At 59.3% G+C, this 25761-nt stretch carries 26 protein-coding genes; 18 read left to right on the top strand and 8 right to left on the bottom strand.

Annotated features, from left to right (window positions below):
- Positions 1-76: 76 nt before the first annotated feature.
- The 8 genes from IMW75_RS15790 (at position 77) to IMW75_RS15755 (ending at position 7193) form a co-directional block, all read left to right on the top strand.
- Positions 77-1411: an OprD family porin gene (locus IMW75_RS15790; RefSeq protein ID WP_045059628.1), complete on the top strand. Its 1335-nt coding sequence runs from the start codon at positions 77-79 to the stop codon at positions 1409-1411.
- Between the two features lie 183 nt (positions 1412-1594).
- Positions 1595-2233 (top strand): peroxiredoxin, encoded by a 639-nt coding sequence (locus tag IMW75_RS15785; protein WP_045059744.1) that lies wholly within the window; start codon positions 1595-1597, stop codon positions 2231-2233.
- Positions 2234-2517: 284 nt separating this feature from the next.
- A complete protein-coding gene (gene ssuE / locus IMW75_RS15780) occupies positions 2518-3111 on the top strand; it encodes an NADPH-dependent FMN reductase (protein ID WP_205893137.1) in 594 nt (197 codons plus the stop codon).
- A 102-nt stretch (positions 3112-3213) separates the two neighbouring features.
- On the top strand, positions 3214-4179 hold the full coding sequence (locus IMW75_RS15775) for a sulfonate ABC transporter substrate-binding protein (RefSeq protein ID WP_045059746.1): 966 nt from the start codon (positions 3214-3216) through the stop codon (positions 4177-4179).
- Between the two features lie 25 nt (positions 4180-4204).
- Positions 4205-5353, top strand: a complete 1149-nt coding sequence (gene ssuD, locus IMW75_RS15770; RefSeq protein ID WP_045059747.1) for an FMNH2-dependent alkanesulfonate monooxygenase — start codon at positions 4205-4207, stop codon at positions 5351-5353.
- Positions 5354-5361: 8 nt separating this feature from the next.
- Positions 5362-6144, top strand: a complete 783-nt coding sequence (gene ssuC / locus IMW75_RS15765; protein WP_045059748.1) for an aliphatic sulfonate ABC transporter permease SsuC — start codon at positions 5362-5364, stop codon at positions 6142-6144.
- Entirely contained in the window at positions 6141-6947 is an 807-nt protein-coding gene (gene ssuB, locus IMW75_RS15760; protein WP_045059749.1) for an aliphatic sulfonates ABC transporter ATP-binding protein, read from the top strand. Before ssuC ends, ssuB begins: the two co-directional genes overlap by 4 nt.
- A 30-nt stretch (positions 6948-6977) precedes the next feature.
- Positions 6978-7193, top strand: a complete 216-nt coding sequence (locus tag IMW75_RS15755) for a TOBE domain-containing protein (RefSeq protein ID WP_003229256.1) — start codon at positions 6978-6980, stop codon at positions 7191-7193.
- A 201-nt stretch (positions 7194-7394) separates the two neighbouring features.
- On the opposite strand, the gene IMW75_RS15750 is transcribed toward IMW75_RS15755, so the two are convergent.
- The 4 genes from IMW75_RS15750 to IMW75_RS15740 all read right to left on the bottom strand — a co-directional run bounded on the left by IMW75_RS15750 (position 7395) and on the right by IMW75_RS15740 (position 10455).
- Positions 7395-8033 carry a TetR/AcrR family transcriptional regulator gene (locus IMW75_RS15750; protein ID WP_045059750.1) on the bottom strand — a complete coding sequence of 213 codons (639 nt, stop codon included), beginning with the start codon at positions 8031-8033 and terminating at the stop codon, positions 7395-7397.
- Between the two features lie 95 nt (positions 8034-8128).
- Entirely contained in the window at positions 8129-8662 is a 534-nt protein-coding gene (locus IMW75_RS15745) for a carbonic anhydrase (protein ID WP_237142295.1), read from the bottom strand.
- On the bottom strand, positions 8623-8889 hold the full coding sequence (locus tag IMW75_RS26960; RefSeq protein WP_237142294.1) for a hypothetical protein: 267 nt from the start codon (positions 8887-8889) through the stop codon (positions 8623-8625). The genes IMW75_RS15745 and IMW75_RS26960 overlap by 40 nt, the downstream gene beginning before the upstream one ends.
- Positions 8890-9078: 189 nt before the next feature.
- Positions 9079-10455: a glutamine synthetase family protein gene (locus IMW75_RS15740; protein ID WP_045059751.1), complete on the bottom strand. Its 1377-nt coding sequence runs from the start codon at positions 10453-10455 to the stop codon at positions 9079-9081.
- 278 nt (positions 10456-10733) lie between these two features.
- Here IMW75_RS15740 and IMW75_RS15735 point away from each other — a divergent pair, with 278 nt between their 5' ends.
- The 8 genes from IMW75_RS15735 (at position 10734) to IMW75_RS15700 (ending at position 19475) form a co-directional block, all read left to right on the top strand.
- A complete protein-coding gene (locus tag IMW75_RS15735; RefSeq protein WP_082069181.1) occupies positions 10734-11024 on the top strand; it encodes a hypothetical protein in 291 nt (96 codons plus the stop codon).
- 37 nt (positions 11025-11061) lie between these two features.
- The gene (locus IMW75_RS15730; protein ID WP_045059752.1) at positions 11062-12420 is read left to right on the top strand and encodes a glutamine synthetase family protein; all 1359 of its coding nucleotides are present in this window, start codon (positions 11062-11064) and stop codon (positions 12418-12420) included.
- 58 nt (positions 12421-12478) lie between these two features.
- On the top strand, positions 12479-13843 hold the full coding sequence (locus IMW75_RS15725; RefSeq protein ID WP_045059753.1) for an aspartate aminotransferase family protein: 1365 nt from the start codon (positions 12479-12481) through the stop codon (positions 13841-13843).
- A gap of 182 nt (positions 13844-14025) precedes the next feature.
- Positions 14026-15123, top strand: coding sequence for a polyamine ABC transporter substrate-binding protein (locus IMW75_RS15720; protein ID WP_045059754.1), 1098 nt, complete (start codon positions 14026-14028; stop codon positions 15121-15123).
- A gap of 240 nt (positions 15124-15363) precedes the next feature.
- Positions 15364-16461 carry a polyamine ABC transporter substrate-binding protein gene (locus IMW75_RS15715; RefSeq protein WP_045059755.1) on the top strand — a complete coding sequence of 366 codons (1098 nt, stop codon included), beginning with the start codon at positions 15364-15366 and terminating at the stop codon, positions 16459-16461.
- A gap of 67 nt (positions 16462-16528) precedes the next feature.
- Entirely contained in the window at positions 16529-17671 is a 1143-nt protein-coding gene (locus IMW75_RS15710) for an ABC transporter ATP-binding protein (RefSeq protein ID WP_045059756.1), read from the top strand.
- 35 nt (positions 17672-17706) lie between these two features.
- Positions 17707-18588: an ABC transporter permease subunit gene (locus IMW75_RS15705; protein ID WP_240889004.1), complete on the top strand. Its 882-nt coding sequence runs from the start codon at positions 17707-17709 to the stop codon at positions 18586-18588.
- Positions 18585-19475, top strand: a complete 891-nt coding sequence (locus IMW75_RS15700; RefSeq protein WP_205893136.1) for an ABC transporter permease subunit — start codon at positions 18585-18587, stop codon at positions 19473-19475. Before IMW75_RS15705 ends, IMW75_RS15700 begins: the two co-directional genes overlap by 4 nt.
- Positions 19476-19524: 49 nt before the next feature.
- On the opposite strand, the gene IMW75_RS15695 is transcribed toward IMW75_RS15700, so the two are convergent.
- Complete coding sequence (locus tag IMW75_RS15695) at positions 19525-19671, bottom strand: hypothetical protein (protein WP_160298063.1); 147 nt, start codon at positions 19669-19671, stop codon at positions 19525-19527.
- A complete protein-coding gene (locus IMW75_RS15690) occupies positions 19659-20300 on the bottom strand; it encodes an HD domain-containing protein (protein ID WP_045059759.1) in 642 nt (213 codons plus the stop codon). The genes IMW75_RS15695 and IMW75_RS15690 overlap by 13 nt, the downstream gene beginning before the upstream one ends.
- Before the next feature lie 282 nt (positions 20301-20582).
- On the opposite strand from IMW75_RS15690, the gene IMW75_RS15685 reads away from it, so the two are divergent.
- Positions 20583-21548: a GlxA family transcriptional regulator gene (locus IMW75_RS15685; protein ID WP_205893135.1), complete on the top strand. Its 966-nt coding sequence runs from the start codon at positions 20583-20585 to the stop codon at positions 21546-21548.
- 59 nt (positions 21549-21607) lie between these two features.
- Here the strand turns inward: IMW75_RS15685 and IMW75_RS15680 are convergent, their stop codons facing one another.
- Positions 21608-24013 (bottom strand): penicillin acylase family protein, encoded by a 2406-nt coding sequence (locus tag IMW75_RS15680; RefSeq protein ID WP_205893134.1) that lies wholly within the window; start codon positions 24011-24013, stop codon positions 21608-21610.
- Positions 24014-24126: 113 nt separating this feature from the next.
- Positions 24127-24708, bottom strand: coding sequence for a DUF6436 domain-containing protein (locus IMW75_RS15675; RefSeq protein ID WP_045059761.1), 582 nt, complete (start codon positions 24706-24708; stop codon positions 24127-24129).
- 98 nt (positions 24709-24806) lie between these two features.
- Between IMW75_RS15675 and bipL the strand changes: the two genes are divergently transcribed.
- Positions 24807-25754 (top strand): phospholipase BipL, encoded by a 948-nt coding sequence (gene bipL, locus IMW75_RS15670; protein ID WP_205893133.1) that lies wholly within the window; start codon positions 24807-24809, stop codon positions 25752-25754.
- Positions 25755-25761 lie beyond the last annotated feature (7 nt).

Here is a 25761-nt window from a genome sequence, read left to right as displayed (position 1 = left end):
CGGTCACCGCGCATTTCAGGATCCAGAGCATTCGACTCTGGACCGAAAAAAAATTAGAGACGATAGGAGCGAAACAATGAACAAGTCCACTTTGGCCCTGGCTGTGGCCGTAGGGGTTTTGGCGCAGCAGGCAGGCGCCGCCGGTTTCATCGAAGACAGCAAGGCCACCCTGGGCCTGCGCAACTTCTACATCAACACCGATAACCGTGACGGTACCGGCGCCAATAAAAACGAAGAATGGGGCCAAGGCTTCGACCTGCGTTTCATCTCCGGCTACACCCAAGGAACTGTTGGCTTCGGTATCGATGCCATTGGCCTGCTGGGCGTACGCCTCGATTCCGGTGGCGGTACTAACGGTGCGACGGCCACTTCCTATGGCGGCACCGTGTTCCCTAGCAAATCCAACGGTGAAGCGGTCGATAACTTCTCCAGCCTGGGCCTGACGGCCAAGGCCAAGATCTCCCAGACTGAATTGAAGCTGGGTACCTTGCAGCCGAAGAACCCGGTCATTGTCACTAACGACGGTCGCCTGCTGCCACAAACCTGGCAGGGTGGCCAGATCACTTCTGGCGAGATCAAGGACCTGACCTTGGTCGGTGGCCAGATCGAGCACGTCAAAGGTCGTAACTCCAGCAACAATGAACAACTGTCGATCGGCGGTGCCAACGCTCGTGTCGCCAACAGCAACAAGTTCATCTATGCCGGCGGTGACTACAAGATCACCAAAGACCTGACTGCCCAGTACTACTACGGCAACCTGGAAGATTTCTACAAGCAACACTTCCTGGGTCTGGTGCACAACTGGGCAATCGGCCCGGGCGTTCTGAAATCTGACCTGCGTTATTTCAATAGCTCGGATGACGGTGCCAACTCCAATACCGCTGCTTACTTCAGCAACGGTAACTACAACGGCGTGCCAAGCGGTAAAGGCCCGGTCGATAACAACCTGTACAGCGGCCTGTTCCTGTACACCGTTGCCGGTCACACCTTCGGTGGCGGTTACCAGGTCAGCAACGGCAGTAGCGATTTCCCTTGGTTGAACCAGGGCGACGGTTCGTCGAACTACACCATCACTGACATGCAGATCCAGAAATTCGGCCGTGCTGGCGAGAAAACCTGGCAAGTACGCTACTCCTATGACTTCGCTAAAGTCGGCGTGCCTGGTCTGACTGCTGGTGCTGTGTACCTCAAGGGTGACGATATCGACACCGTTGGTGCAAACCGTCAGCAGGCCGCTTCGGGTGCCTCCGAGTGGGAACGCGACTTCACCCTGGCTTACGTGGTACCAGAAGGCCCGCTGAAAAACGTAGGCTTCATGTGGAAAAATGCTACCTGGCGCACCGACCTGCCGAACACCCGTTCGCAGGACGAAAACCGCCTGATCCTCAGCTATTCGATCCCGCTGTTGTAATAGCGCTCGCGTTACTGAAGTAAAAAAAGCCCTGCCCGGCACACTGTCGGGCGGGGTTTTTTGTGTTTTTTAACTGGCTTTTTATATGCGTTTTAATTCTAAACAAATCGATATTTATTCTTTTTAATAGATAAAAAACGCAGGCACAGTTGAGCTCATCAAGCACTCACCAGGAGCAGCACCATGAGCCTCAGACTTGGCGACATCGCCCCCGACTTCGAACAGGATTCCAGTGCCGGCACCATTCGTTTTCATGAATGGCTGGGCGATAGCTGGGGCGTGCTGTTCTCCCACCCGGCAGACTTCACGCCGGTATGCACCACCGAGCTGGGCTTTACCGCCAAGCTGAGAGACCAGTTCGCCGAGCGCGGCGTCAAGGCGATTGCCCTGTCCGTGGACCCGGTGGATTCGCACCACAAATGGATCGAAGACATCAACGAGACCCAGGACACCCAGGTCAATTTCCCGATTCTGGCTGACGCCGATCGCAAGGTGTCGGACCTTTATGATCTGATTCATCCCAATGCCAACGACACCCTGACCGTGCGATCGTTGTTCGTCATCGACCCGAACAAGAAGGTGCGGCTCACCATCACTTACCCAGCGAGCACTGGCCGTAACTTCCATGAAATCCTGCGGGTAATCGACTCGCTGCAACTCACCGACAACTACAAGGTGGCGACCCCGGCCAACTGGCAGGACGGTGATGAAGTAGTGATCGTGCCATCGCTCAAGGACGAGGAAGAAATCCAGAAGCGCTTTCCCAAAGGTTATCGCGCGGTGAAGCCGTACCTGCGCCTGACGCCGCAACCCAATCGTTGAAGATCAAAAGATCGCAGCCTCCGGCAGCTCCTACACGGATAGGCGGGCACCTGTAGGAGCTGCCGAAGGCTGCGATCTTTTTGAACCCACACCCCAAAGCAGGGGATTTCAGGCCGTTTCGACGGCCTTTTTTTTTGCCTGGACATCCACTCTTTCCATATCTCTTATTAGAATAACCAAATGAATAAATATGATTTATGGATATAACAATCAGCTGTTAAGGTCACTCCATCCAAGCGAGATCGCACACTGCGAATTGCCAAAATAGCTTAAGGAATTCCTGAATGCTGGTTGTCTCAATCGGTGGCAGTCCTAGCCAACGCTCCCGTTCCGGAGTGCTGCTGGACCACTCTCAGCGCTGGTTGCGCGAGCAAGGTGTGGAAGTGGTGAGTTACCAGGTACGGGACTTCCCGGCCGAAGACTTGCTGCATGCACGCTTCGATAGCCCCAAGGTGATCGACCTGCTGCAACAGATTGAAAACGCTGACGGCCTGCTGATCGCTACGCCGGTTTACAAGGCCTCGTTCTCCGGTGCACTGAAAACCGTGCTGGACCTGCTGCCCGAGCGCGCGTTGGACCACAAAGTGGTTTTACCCATGGCTACCGGCGGCAGTATCGCGCACATGCTGGCGGTGGATTACGCGCTCAAACCGGTGCTGTCGGCGCTCAAAGCCCAGGAAATGTTGCACGGGATTTTCGCCGTGGACAGTCAGATCGCTTACGGCGAAGGCAGCGCCCAGGCGCAACTGGCGCCTGAGCTGGAACAACGACTCGGTGAGTCACTGGAGCTGTTTCTTATCGCCATGGCGCGACGGCCGAAACCGATCGATCCGAACCTGTTGAATGAACGTTTGCTGAGTGCTCGCTGGAGCATTTGAGCCCGCACTCAATCCACCCCTGAATTTGCTTCACTCCACCTTACTCAGCCGCTAACGGCCAAGCAGGTGCAGCCAAAACCCAACTGCAAAAAGGAGAGCGCTATGCGCACTGTCATTTTGCGTCGTGGTCTGGTCGCTCTGTTTGCTGCGGCTGTCACCTTCGGCGCCATTACTCAAGCTCAGGCCGAGACACTTCGAATCGGTTATCAGAAGTACGGCACCCTGGTGCTGCTCAAGGCCAAGGGTACTCTGGAGAAACGCCTCGCCGCCCAAGGCGTGGACGTGCAATGGACTGAATTCCCCGGTGGCCCGCAGTTGCTGGAAGGCCTGAACGTCGGCTCCATCGACTTCGGCGTTACCGGCGAAACCCCGCCGGTGTTTGCCCAGGCGGCCGGTGCCGATCTGCTCTATGTCGCCTATGAACCACCAGCGCCCCACAGCGAGGCGATCCTGGTGCCCAAAGACTCGCCGATCAAATCTGTGCAGGAACTCAAGGGCAAGAAAATCGCCCTGAACAAAGGCTCCAACGTTCACTACCTGCTGGTGCGGGCTCTGGAAGACGCCGGCCTCAAATACAGCGATATCCAGACCGTGTTCCTGCCGCCAGCCGATGCCCGCGCCGCGTTCGAGCGTGGCAGTGTCGACGCCTGGGTCATCTGGGACCCGTACCAGGCTGCGGCCGAACAGCAACTGCAGGCCCGCACCCTGCGTGACGGCAAAGGCATCGTCGACAACCATCAGTTCTACCTGGCGACCAAACCCTACGCGCAGAAAAATCCCGAGGTGATCAAGACTTTGGTGGAGCAAGTGCGCGCAGTCGGCGAATGGTCCAAGGCCAACCCTGAAGACGTGACCCAACAGGTTTCGCCACTGCTTGGCCTGCCGGCAGACATCACCCTGACGTCGGTGAAACGCCAGGGCTACGGCGCGCTATTCCTGACCCCGGAAGTGGTGGCCGCGCAACAGAAAATCGCCGACAGCTTCTACCAGCTCAAGCTGATTCCGAAGCCGCTGAGCATCAAGGACGTGATCTGGACGCCACCGGCGGCCGTTGCCAAAGCACCGTAATTCGACTTCCTAAGGAGACCACTCCATGAGCCTCAACATCTTCTGGTTCCTGCCTACCCACGGCGACGGCCATTACCTTGGCACCGCCGAAGGCGCTCGCGCCGTCGACCACGGTTACCTGCAACAGGTCGCGCAAGCAGCCGACCGCCTGGGCTTTGGCGGGGTGCTGATCCCCACCGGGCGCTCCTGCGAAGACTCGTGGCTGGTGGCCGCGTCGTTGATCCCGGTAACCCAGCGCCTGAAGTTTCTGGTCGCCCTGCGCCCCGGGATTATTTCCCCGACGGTGGCCGCGCGCCAGGCGGCGACGCTGGATCGGTTGTCCGGGGGGCGGGCGCTGTTCAACCTGGTGACCGGCGGGGATCCGGAAGAGTTGGCCGGCGATGGTCTGTTCCTGAGCCACGAAGAACGCTATCAGGCTTCGGTGGAATTCACTCGCATCTGGCGTCGGGTGCTGGAAGGTGAAACCGTTGACTACGACGGTCAGCACATCAGCGTGAAGGGCGCCAAGCTGCTCTACCCACCGATCCAGCAACCGCGTCCACCGCTGTACTTCGGTGGCTCGTCGGAAGCGGCGCAGGACCTTGCCGCGGAGCAGGTCGAGATGGTTCTGACCTGGGGTGAGCCGCCGGCCGCTGTTGCCGAGAAGATCGAACAGGTACGGGCCAAGGCCGCCAAGTTGGGGCGTACCGTGCGGTTCGGGATTCGCTTGCACGTGATCGTTCGGGAAACCAATGCTGAAGCCTGGCAAGCGGCGGACCGGCTGATCTCCCACGTGGATGATGAAACCATCGCCCGCGCCCAGGCGTCGCTGTCGCGCTTCGATTCGGTTGGCCAGCAACGCATGGCCGCGCTGCACGGTGGCAGTCGCGACAACCTGGAAGTCAGCCCCAACCTCTGGGCCGGTGTCGGCCTGGTGCGTGGTGGTGCCGGCACGGCACTGGTGGGTGACGGTCCGACAGTGGCCGCCCGTGTCAAGGAATACGCGGACCTGGGCATCGATACGTTCATCTTCTCCGGCTATCCACACCTGGAAGAGTCCTATCGTGTTGCGGAGCTGTTGTTCCCGCACCTGGATATCGAGCGTGCGCAGCTGCCCCAGGGTGCCAACTACGTCAGCCCGTTCGGCGAGATGGTCGCCAACGATATCCTTCCCAAAGCCGCGTCGCAGAGCTGAGGCGTGTCATGAAGAAAGTTATCCACAACCTGGCGCCCTGGGCGTTGCCGGTGCTGTTGCTGGCGGTGTGGCAGTTGTCGGTATCGGCGGGCTGGTTGTCGACACGGATTCTGCCGGCGCCGATAGCCGTCATTGAAGCCGGCGTGAGCCTGGTGCGCAGCGGTGAAATCTGGACCCATCTGGCAATCAGCGGCTGGCGTGCTGCCTTGGGCTTCACCATCGGTGGCAGCATCGGCCTGGTGCTGGGTTTCATCACCGGCCTGTCGAAATGGGGCGAGCGCCTGCTCGACAGTTCGGTGCAGATGGTGCGCAACGTACCGCACCTGGCGCTGATCCCTCTGGTCATCCTGTGGTTTGGCATCGATGAGTCGGCGAAGATTTTCCTGGTGGCCCTGGGCACATTGTTCCCGATCTACCTCAACACCTATCACGGCATTCGCAACGTCGATCCGGCGCTGGTGGAGATGGCGCGCAGTTACGGTTTGTCCGGTTTCAGCCTGTTCCGCCAGGTGATCCTGCCGGGCGCACTGCCTTCGATCCTGGTCGGTGTGCGCTTCGCGTTGGGCTTCATGTGGCTGACGCTGATCGTTGCGGAAACCATTTCTGCCAGTTCTGGCATCGGTTACCTGGCAATGAATGCCCGGGAATTCCTGCAGACCGACGTGGTGGTGCTGGCGATCCTGTTGTACGCGGTGCTCGGCAAACTGGCCGACCTCGCTGCGCGCGGACTTGAACGAGTATGGCTGCGCTGGCATCCGGCCTATCAGGCTGCCAAGGGAGGTGCCGCATGACGGCTCAACAACCTCCACGCTTGCTGCGCGGAATTCCACTGGCAGTGCGCAAGCTGCAAAAGACCTTTGGTACGCGGCAAGTGCTGCGCGAGATCGACCTGCACATTCCGGCCGGGCAGTTCGTGGCCGTGGTCGGGCGCAGCGGGTGCGGTAAAAGTACCTTGTTGCGCTTGCTCGCCGGCCTCGACAAACCCACTGGTGGTGATCTGCTGGCGGGTTCGGCGCCTTTGAGCGCTGCGCTGGAAGACACCCGCTTGATGTTCCAGGAAGCGCGTCTGCTGCCGTGGAAAAAAGTTATCGACAACGTCGGCCTCGGGCTCAAGGGCAACTGGCGGCCACAAGCACTGGACGCGTTGGAGTCGGTTGGCCTGGCAGACCGCGCCAATGAGTGGCCGGCGGCCTTGTCCGGTGGCCAGAAGCAACGTGTGGCCCTGGCCCGCGCGCTGATCCACCAACCGCGCTTGCTGTTGCTGGACGAGCCCCTGGGCGCTCTCGATGCCCTGACCCGGATTGAAATGCAGCAACTGATCGAACGCCTCTGGCAAAAGCACGGCTTCACGGTGTTGCTGGTGACCCACGACGTCAGTGAGGCGGTCGCGATTGCCGATCGGGTGATCCTGATCGAAGAGGGTGAAGTCGGCCTCGACCTCCACGTGGAACTACCGCGCCCTCGGGTTCGCGGTTCTCACCGGCTGGCGGCGCTGGAAACCGAAGTCCTCAACCGCGTGCTGTCACTGCCCGGCGAGCCGCCGGAACCCGAACCTGTTTCACCATTGCCCACGCAGTTGCGTTGGGCGCAATAACTCACCTTATCCAACGACAGGAACAACCTCATGACTATCAAGGCCATCAACGTTCGTAACCAGTTCAAAGGCTCGATCAAGGAAATCGTGCTGGGTGACGTGCTGTCGGAAATCGACGTGCAGACCGCTTCGGGTATCGTCACTTCAGTCATCACCACTCGTTCTGTCAAAGAGCTTGAGCTGGTGGTCGGCAGTGAAGTGATCGCGTTCGTGAAATCCACCGAGGTGTCGATCGCCAAGTTGTAAAGGGCGTGCACTGCGCACAACCCCGGAGGGTGTGAGCCCTTCGGGTTTTTTGTGTGCGTGATTCAGTGGAGTCAGCGGTGTGGCCATCGCGGGCAAGCCCGCTCCCACAGGTTGATTTGTCACTTACAAAATCTTTGTTCGCTGGAGATTCTTGTGGGAGCGGGCTTGCCCGCGATGAGGCCAGCATGACCTGCACCGTAGTCAGATTGAGTGAGCGCGCTTGGTCAGATAAGGCGGCAGATAAAGCCCCAGATACGCATCAAACACCCGCATCCCTTCCTCGGCCATGCGCGGCGTGATCTGCCCATGCTGCTGCACCGAACGCGCGTACACCCGATCACCCAATTCCATCGCCAACGCAAACACGTCAACATCGTCCGGCAGCTTCGGCAATTCAAAGTGATGATTGAACAGCTTGTACATCAGGTCCCCCAACTCGATGTCGTGCTGACGGTCAGCCTGTGTCACTTCGGTCAACCCATGCTGGGCGAGAATCAACTGTCGGGCGGCCGCGTCCTCGTCGTAGATGTCGAGCATGCGCTGTTCCACCAGCCGCGACAGGTCGCGCCAGCCATTGAGGGCGGTGTGGTCGATGGGGGCTTGCAGGCAGGCGCGAAAAGCGGCGTGGACGTCGGCCGTCAGCGCTTCGAGCAGGGACGGAACACTGGCGAAGAAATGGTAGACCGAGGAGGGCGGGATGTCTGCGCGCTCGGCAACGCTGTAGATCGACAGACTGCCTGCGCCTTCGGCAGCCAGCAGCGTGCGGGCGGCGTCGAGTATCGAGTCGATCCGCGCCTGGCTGCGGGCGCGGGGTTTGCGAACGTTGGCGGTGCGCGTCATCGGAGTGTTCCTGCAAGGGCAGCGAGCATTGTACGAGGCGCCCTGCACCTTGTCTGCACGGGGCGGCCTGCTGCCCAATAACATTACAGAGCAGTTTATCCTCCGACTTGTATGCTGCGTCCGTTCAAGGGTTGAACCGGGCGTGCATTCATCGGGTACAGCGCCTTGAATGCCTGCAGCTGCGTTGTAGATAGTTGCAGCACTGAGGAAAGCACATGCCAGCGCACACCTTCCGTACACGGTGGCGTCGTCAGCGATCCCGCGTAGGAGTAGTAGCGACGGTTTGAGGGTAATAGATTGGCAATGTTCAGCGTTTTCAGGGTTTCCATGCCGCCTGCATTGTCGGGCATGGCTGCCAGGATCGGTTCGAGGGTCGGGTTGTGTGTGCCCTCTTCAAATAGCAATGCGACCACAGCAAGCTCGCCTGCTGTGTTGCGGTAAACCAGATGCGCGTTGAGTGGGTAAGTCCGGCCCATGATTTTTTCTTCGCTGGGCGTATGGAAGTGCATCTGCACGAATGCGTACTTGCCTGAGGGCAAGGTGATACCGCCTGCGGCGGATGACGATACCTGGATGGTATGTCCGTTGTTCAGAATGGCAGCGGGGCCAGCTTGAAATGTGAACGCCAACGGGGCAATTTCAGTCTCAACCGCATCACGGATATCGCGATCGGAGACTGCGCTTGGCCGGACGTACAGCCTTCATATTCGCTGCTCAATCCTCCCCAGTTTTCCGCGCCGATAGGAGCGGTATAGCTCCAGTCAACGGGTTTGCCCGTCGTTGCCCCGGCGGTGTTGCAAGCACCGGAGACGATCAAGGCAAGAGCCGACGCCAATAGCTGTTTTTTCATGATCATTTTTTCACCACTCTGGTAGGAATTCCGGTAATGGTCCGGCGTTCCTGAGTGTGTGATTGCGCAATGTTCAGCTATGCAGTCCGCGTCCTACGTTTGCGTAGGATCATTCCTCTTTGCCAGTGGGAATGGCGAGAATAAAAAAAGCCGCCAGCTGTAAGGCTGGCGGCGTTATTTTTATTTGATGCGAATTTAAACAGTATGCAGATACCAGTTGTACTCAAGATCGGAGATGGAGTGTTCGAACTCCTCCAGCTCGCTCTCCTTACACGCGACAAAAATGTCGATGTATTTTGGATCGATGTATTTGGCCATCACTTCGCTGTCGTCCAGCTCGCGCAGTGCATCACGCAGGTTGTTCGGCAGGCTCTGCTCGTTCTGCTCGTAGGAGTTGCCTTCCACGGGCGCGCCCGGTTCGATCTTGTTGACCAGGCCGTGGTGCACGCCAGCCAGGACCGAAGCCATCAGCAGGTACGGGTTGGCGTCGGCGCCGGCAACACGGTGCTCCAGGCGGACCGCGTCGGCGGAACCGGTCGGTACACGTACCGCTACAGTCCGGTTATCCAGACCCCAGCACGGCGCGTTGGGCACGTAGAACTGTGCGCCGAAGCGACGGTAGGAGTTGACGTTCGGGCACAGGAAAGCCATCTGTGCCGGTAGGGTCTCGAGCACACCGCCGATCGCGTGACGCAGTGCGGCGTTCTGCTCGGGATCCTCGCTGGCAAAAATATTCTTGCCGTCTTTATCAAGGATCGAGATATGGACGTGCAGTCCATTACCTGCCTGGCCCGGGTAAGGCTTGGCCATGAAGGTGGTGTCCATCTCATGGTCGTAGGCAATGTTCTTGATCAGGCGCTTGAGCAGTACCGCGTAGTCACACGCCTTGATAGGGTCGGCCACGTGGTGCAGGTTCACTTCGAACTGCGCCGGGGCACTTTCCTTGACGATCGCGTCGGCAGGAATGCCTTGCTCCTTCGCACCTTCCAGAATGTCCTGGAGGCAGTCGACGTATTCGTCGAGGTCGTCGATCAGGTAAACCTGTGTCGAGTGCGGGCGTTTGCCGGAAATCGGCGAGCGCGGAGGTTGCGGGCGACCGTTCACGTTCTCCTGGTCGATCAGGTAGAACTCCAGTTCGAACGCGGCACAGATCGTAAGACCCATTTCGTCGAACTTGGCGACAACCTGACGCAGGACTTCCCGGGGGTCGGCGAAGAAGGGTTCACCTTCGAGTTCGTGCATGGTCATCAACAGTTGCGCAGTAGGGCGCTTCTGCCAAGGCTCGTTGCACAGGGTGTCAGGGATTGGATAACAGATTCGGTCAGCATCGCCGATGTCCAGGCCCAGCCCGGTGCTTTCCACCGTCGAGCCGTTGATATCCAGGGCAAAGAGGGAGGCCGGCAGGTTGATGCCTTTCTCGTAAACCTTGTGGAGGCTGGTGCGTTCGATGCGCTTGCCGCGCACCACACCATTCATATCCGCAATCAGAAGGTCAACGTACAGAACCTCAGGATGTTCCTTAAGGAACGCGTTCGCTTCGTTAAGCTGAACGGCACGCGGGGGTACCGACATGATGCAACACCTTTGTTGTTAAAAATATCAATCATTGATCTCTTCGGGTTTCAGTCAACCCGAACGGCATGCCGAAGTCAAGCGAGGCCTTTTTTGCCCTAAAAAAGCGCCCATGAGGCTTTTTTGAGGCACTTTGGGGCATTTTTTTGCCCTCGGGCTTATTACCAGCCGCAGGCTTGAGCGGGCCGTGTTGTATTTTTTACGGGGGTGTTGTGTAAAAAAATGAACAAGGCTAAGCTCGAATCAAACCCATAACAGCAATAATACCGGGGTGTTTCATGTCTCGCCTGCCGTTCATCGGCGTCACCGGCTGCTCACGGCAGACCGATCAGCTGGCAGCGTCCGATATTCTGGACGGTCTGGATGGCATTCTCTTTACCGGCTCTGCATCCAATATAGAACCGTTTCACTCCAGCGGCCCGTACTTCGTAGCGCAGACTGCCGATAATTCTGCACGCATCACCCATACACCTGTTGCCCCACGCTTCTTTCGAGGCGAGCATTCATGTGCCCGGCAATTGCAAGGGCAATCTGTACCACACGACGCCGATGCGTCAAACAACGCCTGACTTATCAGAGTCCGGAAACTCAGCCTAAGAGGCATTTATGAGTCACAACCTCGACCAGCTCACCGATTGGTTGAAAGACCACAAGATCACAGAAGTCGAATGCATGATCGCCGATCTGACCGGTATCACCCGGGGCAAGATTTCGCCGACCAACAAATTCATTGCGGAAAAAGGCATGCGCCTGCCCGAAAGCGTTCTGTTACAGACCGTGACTGGCGACTATGTCGAAGACGACATCTATTACGAACTGCTCGACCCGGCCGACATCGACATGATCTGCCGTCCCGACCAGAACGCGGTGTACCTGGTGCCGTGGTCCGTGGAGCCCACCGCCCAGGTGATCCACGATACCTATGACAAGCAAGGCAACCCGATTGAGCTGTCGCCGCGCAACGTGCTCAAGAAAGTGCTGAAACTCTATGCCGACAAAGGCTGGCAGCCGATCGTGGCGCCGGAAATGGAGTTTTACCTGACCAAGCGCAGTGACGACCCGGACTACCCGTTGCAACCGCCAATTGGCCGTTCCGGTCGTCCGGAAATCGGTCGTCAGTCGTTTTCCATCGAGGCGGCGAACGAGTTCGACCCGCTGTTCGAAGACGTCTATGACTGGTGCGAACTGCAGGAGCTGGACCTCGACACGCTGATCCACGAAGACGGTACGGCGCAGATGGAAATCAACTTCCGTCACGGCGATGCCCTGTCCCTGGCCGACCAGATCCTGATCTTCAAGCGCACCATGCGCGAAGCGGCCCTCAAGCATGATGTGGCTGCCACCTTTATGGCCAAGCCCATGACCGGTGAGCCGGGCAGCGCGATGCACTTGCACCAGAGCATTATCGACATCGAGACCGGCAAGAATGTCTTCTCTAATGAAGACGGGACCATGAGCCAGCTGTTCCTGCACCACATCGGCGGGCTGCAGAAGCTGATCCCCGAGCTGCTGCCGCTGTTCGCACCGAACGTCAACTCGTTCCGCCGCTTCCTGCCGGATACCTCGGCGCCGGTAAACGTGGAGTGGGGCGAAGAAAACCGCACGGTGGGCTTGCGGGTGCCGGATGCCGGGCCACAGAACCGTCGAGTGGAAAACCGCCTGCCGGGTGCCGATGCCAACCCTTACCTGGCGATCGCCGCGAGCCTGCTCTGCGGCTACATCGGCATGGTCGAAGGCTTGAACCCAAGTGCGCCGGTGGTGGGACGTGGTTATGAACGCCGCAACCTGCGCCTGCCACTGACCATCGAGGACGCGTTGGAGCGCATGGAAAACAGCGCGACCGTCGAGAAGTACCTGGGCAAGAAATTCATCACTGGCTACGTCGCGGTCAAGCGGGCCGAGCATGAAAACTTCAAGCGCGTGATCAGTTCATGGGAGCGGGAATTCCTGCTCTTCGCCGTCTGATGCGCTGCGGCGCGGTAGGAAATAACCGCGCCCTCACTGCAAACTTAGGAGAATTCGCATGACTAGTAACAATCCGCAAACCCGTGAGTGGCAAGCACTGAGCAACGACCATCACCTGGCACCGTTCAGTGACTTCAAGCAGTTGAAGGAAAAAGGCCCGCGCATCATCACCAGCGCCAAGGGTGTCTACCTGTGGGACAGCGAAGGCAACAAGATCCTCGACGGCATGGCCGGCCTGTGGTGTGTGGCCATCGGTTACGGTCGCGACGAACTGGCTGACGCAGCCAGCAAGCAGATGCGCGAGCTGCCGTACTACAACCTGTTCTTCCAGACTGCTCACCCTCCCGTACTGGAACTGGCCAAGGCCATTGCCGATATCGCGCCGGAAGGCATGAACCACGTGTTCTTCACCGGCTCCGGTTCCGAAGGCAATGACACCATGCTGCGGATGGTGCGCCACTACTGGGCGATCAAGGGCCAGCCGAACAAGAAAGTCATCATCAGCCGCAAGAACGGCTATCACGGTTCCACTGTGGCCGGCGCGAGCCTGGGTGGCATGACTTATATGCACGAACAGGGCGACCTGCCGATTCCAGGCATCGTTCACATTGCCCAGCCGTACTGGTTCGCCGAAGGCGGCGACATGACGCCTGAAGAGTTTGGCGTGTGGGCTGCCAACCAGCTGGAAGAAAAAATTCTGGAAATCGGCGTTGATAACGTCGGTGCCTTTATTGCCGAGCCGATCCAGGGTGCCGGTGGCGTGATCATTCCGCCTGAGACCTACTGGCCGCGCATCAAGGAAATCCTCGCCAAGTACGACATCCTGTTCGTGGCGGACGAAGTGATCTGCGGTTTCGGTCGCACCGGCGAGTGGTTTGGTTCCGATTTCTACGACCTCAAGCCCGACATGATGACCATCGCCAAAGGCCTCACCTCCGGCTACATCCCAATGGGCGGCCTGATCGTGCGCGACGAAGTGGTGGCAGTGCTCAACGAAGGCGGCGACTTCAACCACGGTTTCACCTATTCCGGTCACCCGGTGGCGGCTGCGGTGGCGCTGGAAAACATCCGCATCATACGTGATGAAAAAATCATCGAGCACGTCCACGCAGAAACGGCACCGTATTTGCAAAGTCGCCTGCGGGAACTGAACGATCACCCACTGGTGGGCGAAGTACGTGGGGTAGGGCTGCTGGGGGCGATCGAACTGGTCCAGGACAAGGCCACTCGCAAGCGTTACGAAGGTAAAGGCGTCGGCATGATTTGCCGCACCTTCTGCTTCGATAACGGCCTGATCATGCGCGCCGTCGGCGACACCATGATCATTGCTCCGCCACTGGTGATCACCAAGGCGGAAATCGATGAGCTGGTGACCAAGGCTCGCAAGTGCCTGGACCTGACACTGAGTGCGCTGCAAGCGTAAGTGCTAGGCTCTGAGCGGGGTGCAAGGTTTGCATTTCGCTCAGGGCAAACAAAGGATGGGTCTTTCCTTGAAAGCCTGCCTCGGATCTTGCCAGACTACCGGTTGTTTCAGATGCCCGGCAAAGGCCGCTGAGCACGTGGTTAAAGAGAAAAATTGGAGCATTACCCATGAAGGCATTAGGTATGAAGATAGCTGGCAAGACCCTCCTGGCCATGTCCCTGATGGGCATGATGGCAGGCGCAGTTCAGGCGGACGACAAGGTTCTGCACGTCTACAACTGGTCTGATTACATCGCACCGGACACCGTCAAGAAGTTCGAAGCCGAGTCGGGCATCAAGGTGGTCTACGACGTATTCGACAGCAACGAAACGCTGGAGGCGAAGTTGCTGGCAGGCAAGTCCGGCTACGACATCGTCGTGCCGTCGAACAACTTCCTGGCCAAGCAGATCAAGGCTGGCGTTTACCAGAAACTCGACAAGTCCAAACTGCCGTTGTGGAAAAACCTCAATACCGACCTGCTCAAAGCGGTATCGGTGAGCGATCCGGGTAACGAACATGCATTCCCGTACATGTGGGGTTCGATCGGTATCGGCTTCAACGACGAAAAGGTCAAGGCAGCACTGGGCGCCGATGCACCAACCAATTCCTGGGACCTGATCTTCAAGCCTGAAAATGCTGCCAAGCTGAAATCATGCGGCATCAGTGTCCTCGATTCGCCAACCGAGATGATTCCGGTGGCGCTGCACTACCTGGGCTATCCGACCGACAGCCAGGACAAGAAACAACTGGCTGAAGCTGAAGCACTGTTCCTGAAAGTCCGTCCTTCGATCGGCTACTTCCATTCGTCCAAGTACATCTCCGACCTCGCCAACGGCAACATCTGTGTGGCCATCGGTTACTCGGGCGACATCTACCAGGCCAAGTCCCGTGCGGCTGAAGCCGGTGACAAGGTGAAGGTCAGCTACAACATTCCGAAAGAAGGTGCTGGCAGCTTCTACGACATGGTCGCCATCCCGAAAGATGCCGAAAACGTTGAAGGCGCCTACAAGTTCATGACCTTCCTGATGAAGCCGGAAATCATGGCAGAGATTACCAACGCCGTGCGCTTCCCGAACGGTAACGCTGCGGCAACACCGCTGGTTGATAAAGACATCACCAGCGACCCGGGCGTTTATCCACCAGCCGACGTTCTGGCCAAGCTGTACGCGATTGCCGACTTGCCGGCCGCTACCCAGCGAATCCTGACCCGCAGCTGGACCAAGATCAAATCGGGTAAATAAATAAACCTGCAGGAGCGAGCTCGCTCGCGAAGAACGCTGGAGCACCGTTGGGTGCCAGGCATCCCGAGTTATCGTTGGCGACCATCGCGAGCGAGCTCGCTCCTACAGGGCTATATGCATAAAAGTTTTGCTGGAACGGTTTTTCGAGGGTAAGTTGCGCGCCGGTTTGTTGTCGGGCAGTCGAGGGCTGTCATGCAGCGCGGGGCAACTTGGGCCCAACTAATTTCAGAGGACCTCCACTTGCCTATTTCTTCTTTGTTTCGCAATGCCCTGTTGATGGCTGCCGGACTGACAGTTGCTGTCGGTGCCCAGGCCGCCGGTACGGTGCATATTTATAACTGGTCGGACTACATCGGTCAGACCACCCTGGAAGACTTCCAGAAAGAGACCGGCATCAAGCCGGTGTATGACGTCTTTGACTCCAACGAAACCCTGGAAGGCAAGTTGCTGGCCGGGCGCACCGGTTACGACGTCGTCGTGCCGTCCAACCACTTCCTGGGCAAGCAGATCAAGGCGGGCGCATTCCAGAAACTCGACAAGTCGAAGCTGCCCAACTATTCGAACCTCGACCCGGTGCTGCTCAAGCGCCTGGAGCAGAACGATCCGGGCAACCTCTATGCCGTGCCGTACCTGTGGGGCACTAACGGCATCGGTTACAACGTCGATAAGGTCAAGGCGGTACTGGGTGTCGACAAGATCGATTCCTGGGCCGTGCTGTTCGAGCCGGAGAACATCAAGAAGCTTCACAGCTGTGGTGTCGCCTTCCTCGATTCGGCTGACGAAATGATGCCGACAGTGCTCAACTACATGGGCCTGGATGCCAACAGTACCAACCCGCAGGACTACAAGAAGGCTGAGGCCAAGTTGCTGGCGGTGCGGCCTTACGTGACTTACTTCCACTCCTCCAAGTACATCTCGGACCTGGCCAACGGCGACATCTGCGTGGCTATCGGTTTCTCCGGCGACATGTTCCAGGCGAAAAACCGCGCTGAAGAAGCGAAGAAGGGCGTGAACATCGCCTACTCGATTCCCAAGGAAGGTGGCGCGCTGTGGTTTGACATGCTGGCGATTCCAAAGGACTCGAGCAACGTCAAGGAAGCCCACGCCTTCATTAACTATTTGCTGAAACCTGAGGTCATCGCCCAGGTCAGTGATTACGTCGGCTACGCCAACCCTAACCCTGGGTCGGACAAACTGATGGAGCAGTCCATTCGCACCGACGAAGCGGTTTATCCACCGCAGGCAGTCCTCGACAAGACCTACGTGTCCATCGAGCTGCCACCCAATATTCAACGTTTGATGACCCGCAGCTGGACCAAGGTCAAGTCGGGTAAATAGCTTCAAAACTATCCAAGGTTGGCTCACCTTGAGCGAACTGCACTCTGTTTTTTTGGGAGTTTCGTAAATGGCAGTTGCCTCCGGCGCCTACAAGAAAGCCCTCGAGGGCGACCAGACACCTAAACAGGTGCTGGTCAAAATCGACCGGGTCACGAAGAAGTTCGACGAGACGATTGCCGTGGACGATGTGTCCCTGGAAATCAAGAAAGGCGAGATTTTCGCCCTGCTCGGCGGTTCGGGATCGGGCAAGTCCACGTTGCTGCGCATGCTTGCGGGTTTCGAACGGCCTACGGAGGGGCGCATTTTCCTCGACGGTGTGGACATTACCGATATGCCGCCGTACGAGCGGCCGATCAACATGATGTTCCAGTCCTACGCCTTGTTCCCGCACATGACCGTGGCGCAGAACATTGCCTTCGGCCTCAAGCAGGACAAGATTCCCGCGGCCGAAGTCGACGCCCGCGTAGCCGAAATGCTCAAGCTGGTGCAGATGAGCCAGTACGCCAAGCGCAAGCCGCATCAACTGTCTGGCGGCCAGCGTCAGCGTGTGGCACTGGCGCGCTCCCTGGCCAAGCGGCCAAAGCTGTTGTTGCTCGATGAGCCAATGGGCGCACTGGACAAGAAACTGCGCTCGCAGATGCAGCTGGAGCTGGTCGAGATCATCGAACGAGTCGGTGTAACCTGCGTCATGGTGACCCACGACCAGGAAGAGGCCATGACCATGGCCGAGCGCATCGCGATCATGCACCTGGGCTGGATCGCCCAGATCGGCAGCCCGATCGACATCTACGAAACCCCGACCAGCCGCCTGGTCTGTGAATTCATCGGTAACGTGAACATCTTCGAAGGCGAAGTCATCGACGACGCCGAAGGCCACGCGATCATTACCTGCAAGGACCTGGACCGCAAAATCTACGTGGGCCACGGCATCAGCACCTCGGTGCAGGACAAGTCGGTCACCTACGCGATCCGTCCGGAAAAACTGCTGGTTACCGCCGACATGCCGACGTGCGAATACAACTGGTCCAGCGGCAAGGTCCACGACATCGCCTACCTGGGCGGCCATTCGGTGTTCTACGTCGAGCTGCCAAGCGGCAAGCTGGTGCAGTCATTCGTGGCCAACGCCGAACGTCGTGGCCAGCGTCCGACCTGGGGCGACCAGGTCTATGTGTGGTGGGAAGACGATAGCGGCGTGGTACTCCGCTCATGAACATGCGCAAATTCAAACGCCGCCTCAATCGAATAATTCCCGGTGGCCGCCAGCTGGTCATCGGGGTTCCGTTCATCTGGCTGTTCCTGTTCTTCATGTTGCCGTTCTTCATCGTATTGAAGATCAGCTTCGCCGAAGCCGACGTGGCCATTCCGCCGTACACCGAGATCTACAGCTTCATCGACCAGAAGCTCCAGGTGCTGTTGAACCTGGGCAACTACGCGATGCTGGGCGACGACGAGCTGTACATCGCCGCGTATCTTGGCTCGTTGAAGATGGCGCTGATCAGCACGGTCCTCTGCCTGCTGATCGGCTATCCGATGGCCTACGCCATCGCCAGTGCCCGCAAAGAGATGCAGACGGTGCTGGTGCTGCTGATCATGATGCCGACCTGGACCGCGATCCTGATCCGCGTGTATGCGTGGATGGGCATCCTCAGCAACAACGGCCTGCTCAACGGCTTCCTGATGACCATGGGCTGGATCAACGAACCGCTGCAAATCCTCAACACCAACCTGGCGGTGTATATCGGCGTGGTTTATTCCTACCTGCCGTTCATGATCCTGCCGCTTTACGCCAACTTGGTGAAGCATGACAACAGCCTGCTGGAGGCGGCCTCCGACCTGGGCTCGAGCACGTTCAACAGCTTCTGGAAAATCACCATTCCATTGTCCAAGAACGGCATCGTCGCTGGCTGCATGCTGGTGTTCATTCCGGTCGTGGGTGAGTTCGTCATCCCGGAACTGCTCGGCGGTCCGGAAACCCTGATGATCGGTAAAGTGCTGTGGCAGGAATTCTTCAACAACCGTGACTGGCCGGTGGCGTCTGCCCTGGCGGTGGTGATGCTGGCGATCCTGATCGTGCCGATCATCCTGTTCAACCGTAGCCAGGCCAAAGAGATGGAGGGCAAGGAATGAAGCGCTTCCGTTTCTCGAGTTTCATGCTGGTAGTAGGACTGCTGTTCATCTATGCGCCGATGCTGATCCTGGTGATCTACTCGTTCAACGCCTCCAAACTGGTGACGGTATGGGGTGGCTGGTCGATCAAGTGGTACGTCGGCCTGATGGACAACACCCAACTGATGGGCTCGGTGCTGCGCTCGCTGGAGATCGCCTGCTACACGGCGGTTGCGGCGGTAGCGCTGGGTACACTGGCGGCCTTCGTGTTGACCCGGATCACCCACTTCAAGGGGCGCACGTTGTTCGGTGGCCTGGTCACCGCGCCGCTGGTGATGCCCGAGGTGATTACCGGTCTGTCGTTGTTGCTGCTGTTCGTGGCAATGGCGCAGATGATCGGCTGGCCCCAGGAGCGTGGCATCGTCACCATCTGGATCGCTCACACGACGTTCTGTGCCGCGTATGTGGCGGTGGTCGTGTCGGCGCGTTTGCGTGAGCTGGACCTGTCCATCGAAGAGGCCGCCATGGACCTTGGCGCACGGCCGTGGAAGGTGTTCTTCCTGATCACCATCCCGATGATCGCGCCATCGCTGGCAGCGGGGGGCATGATGTCCTTCGCGTTGTCCCTGGATGACCTGGTGTTGGCGAGTTTCGTTTCCGGGCCGGGGTCTACGACCTTGCCGATGGAAGTGTTCTCGGCCGTGCGCCTGGGCGTGAAGCCTGAGATCAACGCCGTGGCCAGTTTGATTCTGCTGGCGGTGTCGCTGGTGACCTTCCTGGTGTGGTTCTTCAGCCGGCGTGCGGAAGAGTCGCGCAAGAAAGCGATCCAGCAGGCCATTGAGGAAAGCGCTGCCGACTCATGGAAGCAACCGGACGTGCGTCGTGCGCAGGCACCGCAAGCCGTTTGAGTCTGTAGGCTCGAACACCTGTGGGAGCGAGCCTGCTCGCGATGAGGGTTTAACGTTCAACGAAGATGTTGAATGTCAGTCCGCAATCGCGAGCAGGCTCACGCCCGCAAGGGCTGTTCGCCGGGTGCGGAGTCCAGGTGCCGCAGCCCAGCAGCATGAAGTCTTCCACAGGTTTTTCAGCGGTCAGGAAATCCACGGGGACTTGCGGATGATCTCGACAAAGTTCATCGGCTTGAAACCTGGCTCACTGTCCACCAGCACATCCGCATTCACCGTGCCGAAGGTGGTGCCTGGCTTGTCCTTGAAGCCGTTGGCAAAGGCACACAGGATGCACTCCTTGAACCCTTCACCCCGTGGATGCGCATGCACCACCGCCTCGCGCTGCACGGTGGAAAACGTCGCGTAATCGATGCCCAGCACATCCATCTCGACCCCTGCTGTTACCAGGGCCACGTTGGGGCGAAGGTGTTGCGGCACTCCCGGCGTGGTGTGCAAGGCAATCGATAACCACACCTGTTCGATGTCGTCGTCGCTTAAGCCATAGGGCTTGAGGAAGGCTTTGGCGGCGTTCGCACTGTCGACCTCGAAACGCTCATCGGCAGAGCGGTGGCCTTCCACCAGGCCCAGGTCATGAAACATCGCGCCGACGTAAAGCAGTTCGGGGTCGTAGGCCAACTGCTGGCGTTCGCCGCTAAGTGCGCCGAACAGGAACACCCGGCGAGAATGGTGATAAAGCAGGTCTGACTCGACGTCGCGAATGTATTCGGTGGTGGCCCTGGCCAGGGCGCTGTCGGGGATCTGGATGCCGGCGATGTGGCTGCTCATGGGTGCTTTCCTCGTGGGGAACGCCTTGGTGGCGCTGATGGAACAAGTCTGTTCCTGCACCACACAGCGGACAATCGAGCCATGGCTGCGATCCTTGCCAATGAACGTGCATATCGCGCCAGCCTCGCTTGTTGCGCCGCGATTGGCTAAGTTCCTGTAGGCGCGAGCTTGCTCGCGATGGAGCTGAACGATGAAGAGGGCTGCCTGGACGAAATGGCGCCATTAAGTCCATTGCGAGCAAGCTCACTCCTGCTGGGGGCATTGAATGGGGGCAAGTCTGTCATGAGTAAAACCGTTGCCATTGTGGTCTTTGCCGGCGTTCAGTCCCTGGACGTCACCGGGCCCATGGATGTGTTTTCCGAGGCCAATCGTTTCCTGGCACCGGCCGACCACTATTGCCTGGAAGTGATTGGTGTCGAGCATGGGGTGATGGCCTGTTCCAACGGTTTGGCAGTCAATGCCCATCGGCATTACTGCGAAGCGCTGGATGACTATGACCTGCTTCTGGTGGCCGGAGGCCCGCAGTTGCCGTACATGAATTTCGGCGCAACTTTTGATGCCTGGCTGCGCGACGCCAGCGCTCGGGCGCGACGGTTCGGCTCGATCTGCAATGGCGCATTCATGCTTGCCCGAGCCGGGTTGCTGGAAGGCAAAACGGTGACCACCCACTGGGGCGATGCGGCGGCGCTGGCCGCTTTATGTCCTGGTACGCGTGTCGAAGCCGACCGGCTGTACGTGCAGGATGGCGCGCTATACACCTCGGCGGGGGTGACTGCAGGGATTGATCTGTCGCTGTTCCTGCTGGCCCAGGATCACGGCCCGGAAGTCGCCTTGAGCGTGGCGAAGCGCCTGGTGGTGTTCACCCAGCGCTCGGGCGGGCAGTCGCAGTTCAGTCCATTCCTCACGCCCCATGCCGAACCGACCTCGGCGGTGGCGCTGGTGCAGCTCCATGTGCTGGCCAACCTCACCGGGGACCTGACCATCGCCGACCTGGCCAACGCCGCCAACATGAGCGCCCGTAATTTTTCCCGGGTGTTCGCCCGGGAAGCGAAGATCACCCCGGCGGAGTTCGTCGAAAGGGCTAGGGTGGATGCGGCGCGGGTGTTGCTGGAGAGCACCCGTGCACCACTGAAGACAGTGGCGTATCAGTGTGGTTTTCGCGATGCACAGCACATGCGCAGTGTGTTCAACCGGCGGCTGGGGGTAACGCCCCAGCAGTTCAGGCTGAATTTTGCGGTGGTGGTGTGAGGCGCAGGTCTGGGGTGTCCATGCGGGCCCCATCGCGGGCAAGCCCAGGCAACACAAATCTACTGAGCCACTGGCACCAACTTCAAAGTACTGCGCGTATTCGCCGCCACTTCCTCCTCATTGAGGTAAGCCTGGAAATAGACCCCTTCGATATACGCCTCGGCCTGGTCTTCATAGTGGCTGTTAAAGGGCACGCCGCTCTGACCGACCGGGTTGACGGTCAGGCTGTGGGCCGGGTCGGCGAAGTCGATCAGGCGCCGGGTCGACGGGCCATAGGTGACAGGCCAGGGCGCCGGGCCGATCTTCGCCGACAGGTTGTTGGGGACTTCATGAGTGCCCGGCGCGGGGAACGGGCCGACGTTGAAGACCTGGTCCAGCGGTTTTTGCTGCCCTACCGGATGACCATGGGTCAGGGTATGCGCCTTGCCCCACTGCCACTGCGCGAAGTCTGCGCCAAGCGTGTTCCGAAGGTGCACCAGGCTCGCTTGCCATGCCACCTTGACCGTGTCGGCGCGGGTTTCCTTCACCAGGGTGTCGCGGTTGTCCCACCACGGTGAATCAGCGCTGGCGGCCAGGCGCGGCAGTGCGGCATCGATCACCCGGGTCGACAATAGGGTGTCGAAAAACCCATCGCCCAGCTCGTCATGCATGGTCGCGTCAGTCAGGTTGAACAGGAACTGGTTGAACAGCGTGGCATTGGTGGAGTCCAGCGGGTAATCACCTTGCCACTGGGCCAATTGCTCCACCAACCGCAGTTCGGCAGGATCGCTCACCACTTCGCGTAACACCGGCAACAACGGGGCGAGCAAGCGTGGCCCGTAGCCGGTGGTGGTGCCCAGTTGCAGCTTCTGGCTGGCTTCCAGGTCCCACTTGACGGCTTTGTCGCCGAGCTGGCGATTGAGCTGCTGGCCACGATCCGCCAGGTTGTAGTACCCGGGGATGTCCATGCCGGTTGGCGATACCGGCTGGAAGTTGGCCGACACGATATAGCCCCGCGGCGGATTTTCTTCCTGAGGGTTGGCGCTGAACGGGTAGAAGCCGTCCTTCTCCGCCTCGGCAGTGCTGCCATCGAGAATAAAGCCACCCCGCACGCCCGCGGGGCGCCTGGGTAGCTGCGCTGCCGCCCACCAGCCAATGTCGCCCTTGGCATTGGCCCAGACGATGTTCAGGCCGGGCGCCTGGACCTTGGCTGCGGCACTGCGCGCCTTGGCCAGGGTGTCGGCGCGGTTGAGCTGGTAGAAGCCTTCGAGAATCGGGTTCGGGCTTTCGAGGAAGCCCCACCACATGGCGATCGGGGTCTTGCCCACATTCGCGCCCAGCGCATCGTTGACGATCGGCCCATGGGGCGACTGGCGCAGTACCAGGGTCACTGGGGTCTGACCCTTAACCGCTATCTGCTGCTCGCTGGAGGTCATGTCCACCCACTTGCCGCGATACCAGACCTGGTTGGGGTTGTCCGGATTGACCTTCTCGGCGATCAGGTCCAGGTCATCGTTCTGGAACATGGTGATGCTCCAGCCGAAATCGTGATTCAGGCCGAGTGACGCAAACGGCATCAGCGCCTGATAGTGACCGTAAAGGTCAAAGCCGGGTGCCGAGAGCTGCGCCTCATACCATACCGACGGCGCCGAGAAGCGAATGTGCGGGTCACCCGCCAGCAGCGGCTTGCCGCTCTTGGTGCGGCTGCCGGCGACGACCCAGGCGTTGCTGCCTTCGAACTGCGGCAGGCCGTGTTCCGCCAGGGCCTGTTCACTCAGGCGGGCGAGGGCGTTGAGGTCCTTCCAGTCGACACTGGCAAGGGGCCTGGCAGCGCCACCCTGGTGATTGGCCAGCACGCCTTTGGGCTGCCAGTCGAGATCGAACACATTGAGGTAGTTCGCACCGAGTTGATCACGCACGTAGGTCAGCAGGGGCTCGGTACGAAACGCTGCGGCGAAACTGTAGGCCATGTAGCCGGCGATACTGATGGTGTCCTGTGCGGTAAACGGGCGCTTGGGAATGCCCAGCACGTCGAACTCGACCGGTCGCGCATGGCTGTCCTGGTACTGATTGATGCCATCCAGATACGCCTGCATGGCGATAAACGCCGGCGACTGTTGATCCAGGTTGGCGAAGTAGGTCTCAGCGCGCTCCCGGATGCGCAGGCTACGCATCAGCTTGTCGGTATCGAGCAGTTTGGGCCCCAGCACTTCGGCCAGTTCACCCCGGGCGAGGCGACGCAGCACTTCCATCTGGAACAGCCGGTCCTGGGCGTGCACATAGCCCAGCGCGCGGTACAGGTCGGGTTCGTTTTCGGCGCGGATATGCGGGACCCCGCGTTCGTCGTAGCGCACCGTGACCGGACCCTGCAGGTGTTGCAGTTCAACCATGCCCTTGCGCGTCGGCTGTTTGCTGTAGACATACCAGCCAGCGCCGGCAGCGAGCACCACAACCAGCAGGACTAGAACGGTCAGGAGGCGTTTCATGGTGATTCCTTGTTCTTGTTATGAGTGACAGCAATTCCCTGGCGACACTGTTTAACACGACCTGCCGCGACGGCCCATCGCCCTTAGGAGGGATTCGTATTGCCGGATCTTCCCTACTTCGTTGCCGCGACAGGCCAGGGGCAGTAACACCCCACCGCCAGTGTGTGAGTGGCGCTCACCTCGCGGCCTTCGTTCAGCGCCTGCAGGATCGGTTCGATGAAGCTGTTACTGGAATTGCACGTCAGGCCTTCGCTGTAGGGGCCAAAATAGGCCAGTTTGCCGGTTCGATCCCATATCGCCACGGCGGGGCTGGCGGGGATCTGCTCGGAGCCAGGCAACACGTTGATGTTTTTCAGCCCGCCGAGGGTGCTCGGTAACTGCCCGTGACTACCGGGTTTTTGCACCGAGTAGAACTCGATGCCCTGTGGAACATAACGCTCGACCAGCTCACTGAGATGCTGCTGGTTGCCGACATTGCAGGGGCACGCAGGGTCCCAGAAGTGCACCAGGCGAATGGCCCCGGGGCCTGCAAGGTCGTCCGGCAGACGCAAGGGGTCGCCGGAGAATACTGCCGTATGTTCACTGAATGCGCGCAGGTAGCGACCTTGAAACCAGTCGTATGCCGCCCACAGTACGACGGCGCACACGAGGGTGAGCAGGCTGGCGAGCAGTGTGGTGCGGTAGGCCGGGCGCATGGAATGCTTTCCTTGGAGGTCGGTTAGCTTGCCATGCTTGCCGGGACAGATGAATATCGCAGGCCGATAAAGTCCGTTTCACTTGCTGGAAATTGCTCATGTCTGCCACTTTCGCCCCCGATCACTTGCGCGCCAGCCTGCGGCCATTGGCCGATGCCCAGCCGTTGTCGGAGCAAGCGCGGGCGTATCGGCACTTTTATGGCCTGGATTTTCCCGGGCGCGAACTGCGCACTGGTCTGGGCCGATTCGAGGCGGGTGGTTATCAGCTGGTCAGTCAGTTCTGGTGGCCGGCGCGGGCGAAAGCGACGTTGTTCCTGTTTCACGGTTTCTACGATCACACCGGGTTGTATCGGCACGTGATCGACTGGGCGCTGGATCAGGGCTTCGCCGTCATTGCCTGCGACCTGCCGGGGCATGGCCTGTCCAGTGGCGAGCGGGCGAGCATTCGGGATTTCAGCGAGTACCAGGACACGCTGCAGGGCTTGTTTGCCGAAGCGGAGTCGATTGATCTGCCGCAGCCGTGGCACTTGTGCGGGCAAAGCACCGGGGGTGCAATTGTGATTGATCATGTGCTCAACGCGGGCGCGCAAAGCCCAGCCCAGGGCCAGGTGATTTTGCTGTCGCCACTGGTTCGACCACGGGCGTGGGGTTGGTCACAATTGAGTTATCACCTGCTCAGGCCCTTCGTCAAAGGTATCGCCCGGCGCTTCAGCGAAAACTCCAACGATCCGGACTTCCTGCCCTTCCTGCAAGCCGACCCGCTACAACCGCTGCGCCTGCCCACCGCCTGGGTAGGCGCGCTCGCCCGTTGGGTCAAGCGCATCGAGGCAGCGCCGCACAGCTTGCGTCGGCCGCTGATCGTGCAAGGGCAGGCGGACATGACGGTGGACTGGCAGCATAACCTTGGGGTGTTGCGGACTAAATTCGACCGGCCGCAGGTATTGATGCTGCCTGAGGCGCGGCATCATCTGGCGAATGAGACGCTGGCTTTGCGGGCGGAGTATTTTGGGTTCTTGACCAAGCGGATCAAGGGGCGGAATTTGTAGCGGCAGT

It is taken from the genome of Pseudomonas gregormendelii (assembly GCF_017114825.1).
Classification (GTDB): domain Bacteria; phylum Pseudomonadota; class Gammaproteobacteria; order Pseudomonadales; family Pseudomonadaceae; genus Aquipseudomonas; species Aquipseudomonas gregormendelii.
This window is presented reverse-complemented; position numbering and strand designations above follow the sequence as displayed.

Excerpts from the sequence above, each read along its gene's own strand:
- IMW75_RS15730 (WP_045059752.1), top strand. The coding sequence starts at position 11,062 with ATGAGTCACAACCTCGACCAGCTCACCGATTGGTTGAAAGACCACAAG.
- IMW75_RS15710 (WP_045059756.1), top strand. The coding sequence starts at position 16,529 with ATGGCAGTTGCCTCCGGCGCCTACAAGAAAGCCCTCGAGGGCGACCAG.
- ssuE (WP_205893137.1), top strand. The coding sequence starts at position 2,518 with ATGCTGGTTGTCTCAATCGGTGGCAGTCCTAGCCAACGCTCCCGTTCC.
- IMW75_RS15680 (WP_205893134.1), bottom strand. The coding sequence starts at position 24,013 with ATGAAACGCCTCCTGACCGTTCTAGTCCTGCTGGTTGTGGTGCTCGCT.
- IMW75_RS15755 (WP_003229256.1), top strand. The coding sequence starts at position 6,978 with ATGACTATCAAGGCCATCAACGTTCGTAACCAGTTCAAAGGCTCGATC.
- IMW75_RS15690 (WP_045059759.1), bottom strand. The coding sequence starts at position 20,300 with ATGAGCAGCCACATCGCCGGCATCCAGATCCCCGACAGCGCCCTGGCC.
- ssuC (WP_045059748.1), top strand. The coding sequence starts at position 5,362 with ATGAAGAAAGTTATCCACAACCTGGCGCCCTGGGCGTTGCCGGTGCTG.
- IMW75_RS15725 (WP_045059753.1), top strand. The coding sequence starts at position 12,479 with ATGACTAGTAACAATCCGCAAACCCGTGAGTGGCAAGCACTGAGCAAC.
- IMW75_RS15700 (WP_205893136.1), top strand. The coding sequence starts at position 18,585 with ATGAAGCGCTTCCGTTTCTCGAGTTTCATGCTGGTAGTAGGACTGCTG.
- IMW75_RS26960 (WP_237142294.1), bottom strand. The coding sequence starts at position 8,889 with ATGATCATGAAAAAACAGCTATTGGCGTCGGCTCTTGCCTTGATCGTC.
- ssuD (WP_045059747.1), top strand. The coding sequence starts at position 4,205 with ATGAGCCTCAACATCTTCTGGTTCCTGCCTACCCACGGCGACGGCCAT.
- ssuB (WP_045059749.1), top strand. The coding sequence starts at position 6,141 with ATGACGGCTCAACAACCTCCACGCTTGCTGCGCGGAATTCCACTGGCA.
- IMW75_RS15735 (WP_082069181.1), top strand. The coding sequence starts at position 10,734 with ATGTCTCGCCTGCCGTTCATCGGCGTCACCGGCTGCTCACGGCAGACC.
- IMW75_RS15750 (WP_045059750.1), bottom strand. The coding sequence starts at position 8,033 with ATGACGCGCACCGCCAACGTTCGCAAACCCCGCGCCCGCAGCCAGGCG.
- IMW75_RS15675 (WP_045059761.1), bottom strand. The coding sequence starts at position 24,708 with ATGCGCCCGGCCTACCGCACCACACTGCTCGCCAGCCTGCTCACCCTC.
- IMW75_RS15775 (WP_045059746.1), top strand. The coding sequence starts at position 3,214 with ATGCGCACTGTCATTTTGCGTCGTGGTCTGGTCGCTCTGTTTGCTGCG.
- bipL (WP_205893133.1), top strand. The coding sequence starts at position 24,807 with ATGTCTGCCACTTTCGCCCCCGATCACTTGCGCGCCAGCCTGCGGCCA.
- IMW75_RS15740 (WP_045059751.1), bottom strand. The coding sequence starts at position 10,455 with ATGTCGGTACCCCCGCGTGCCGTTCAGCTTAACGAAGCGAACGCGTTC.
- IMW75_RS15785 (WP_045059744.1), top strand. The coding sequence starts at position 1,595 with ATGAGCCTCAGACTTGGCGACATCGCCCCCGACTTCGAACAGGATTCC.
- IMW75_RS15790 (WP_045059628.1), top strand. The coding sequence starts at position 77 with ATGAACAAGTCCACTTTGGCCCTGGCTGTGGCCGTAGGGGTTTTGGCG.
- IMW75_RS15720 (WP_045059754.1), top strand. The coding sequence starts at position 14,026 with ATGAAGATAGCTGGCAAGACCCTCCTGGCCATGTCCCTGATGGGCATG.
- IMW75_RS15685 (WP_205893135.1), top strand. The coding sequence starts at position 20,583 with ATGAGTAAAACCGTTGCCATTGTGGTCTTTGCCGGCGTTCAGTCCCTG.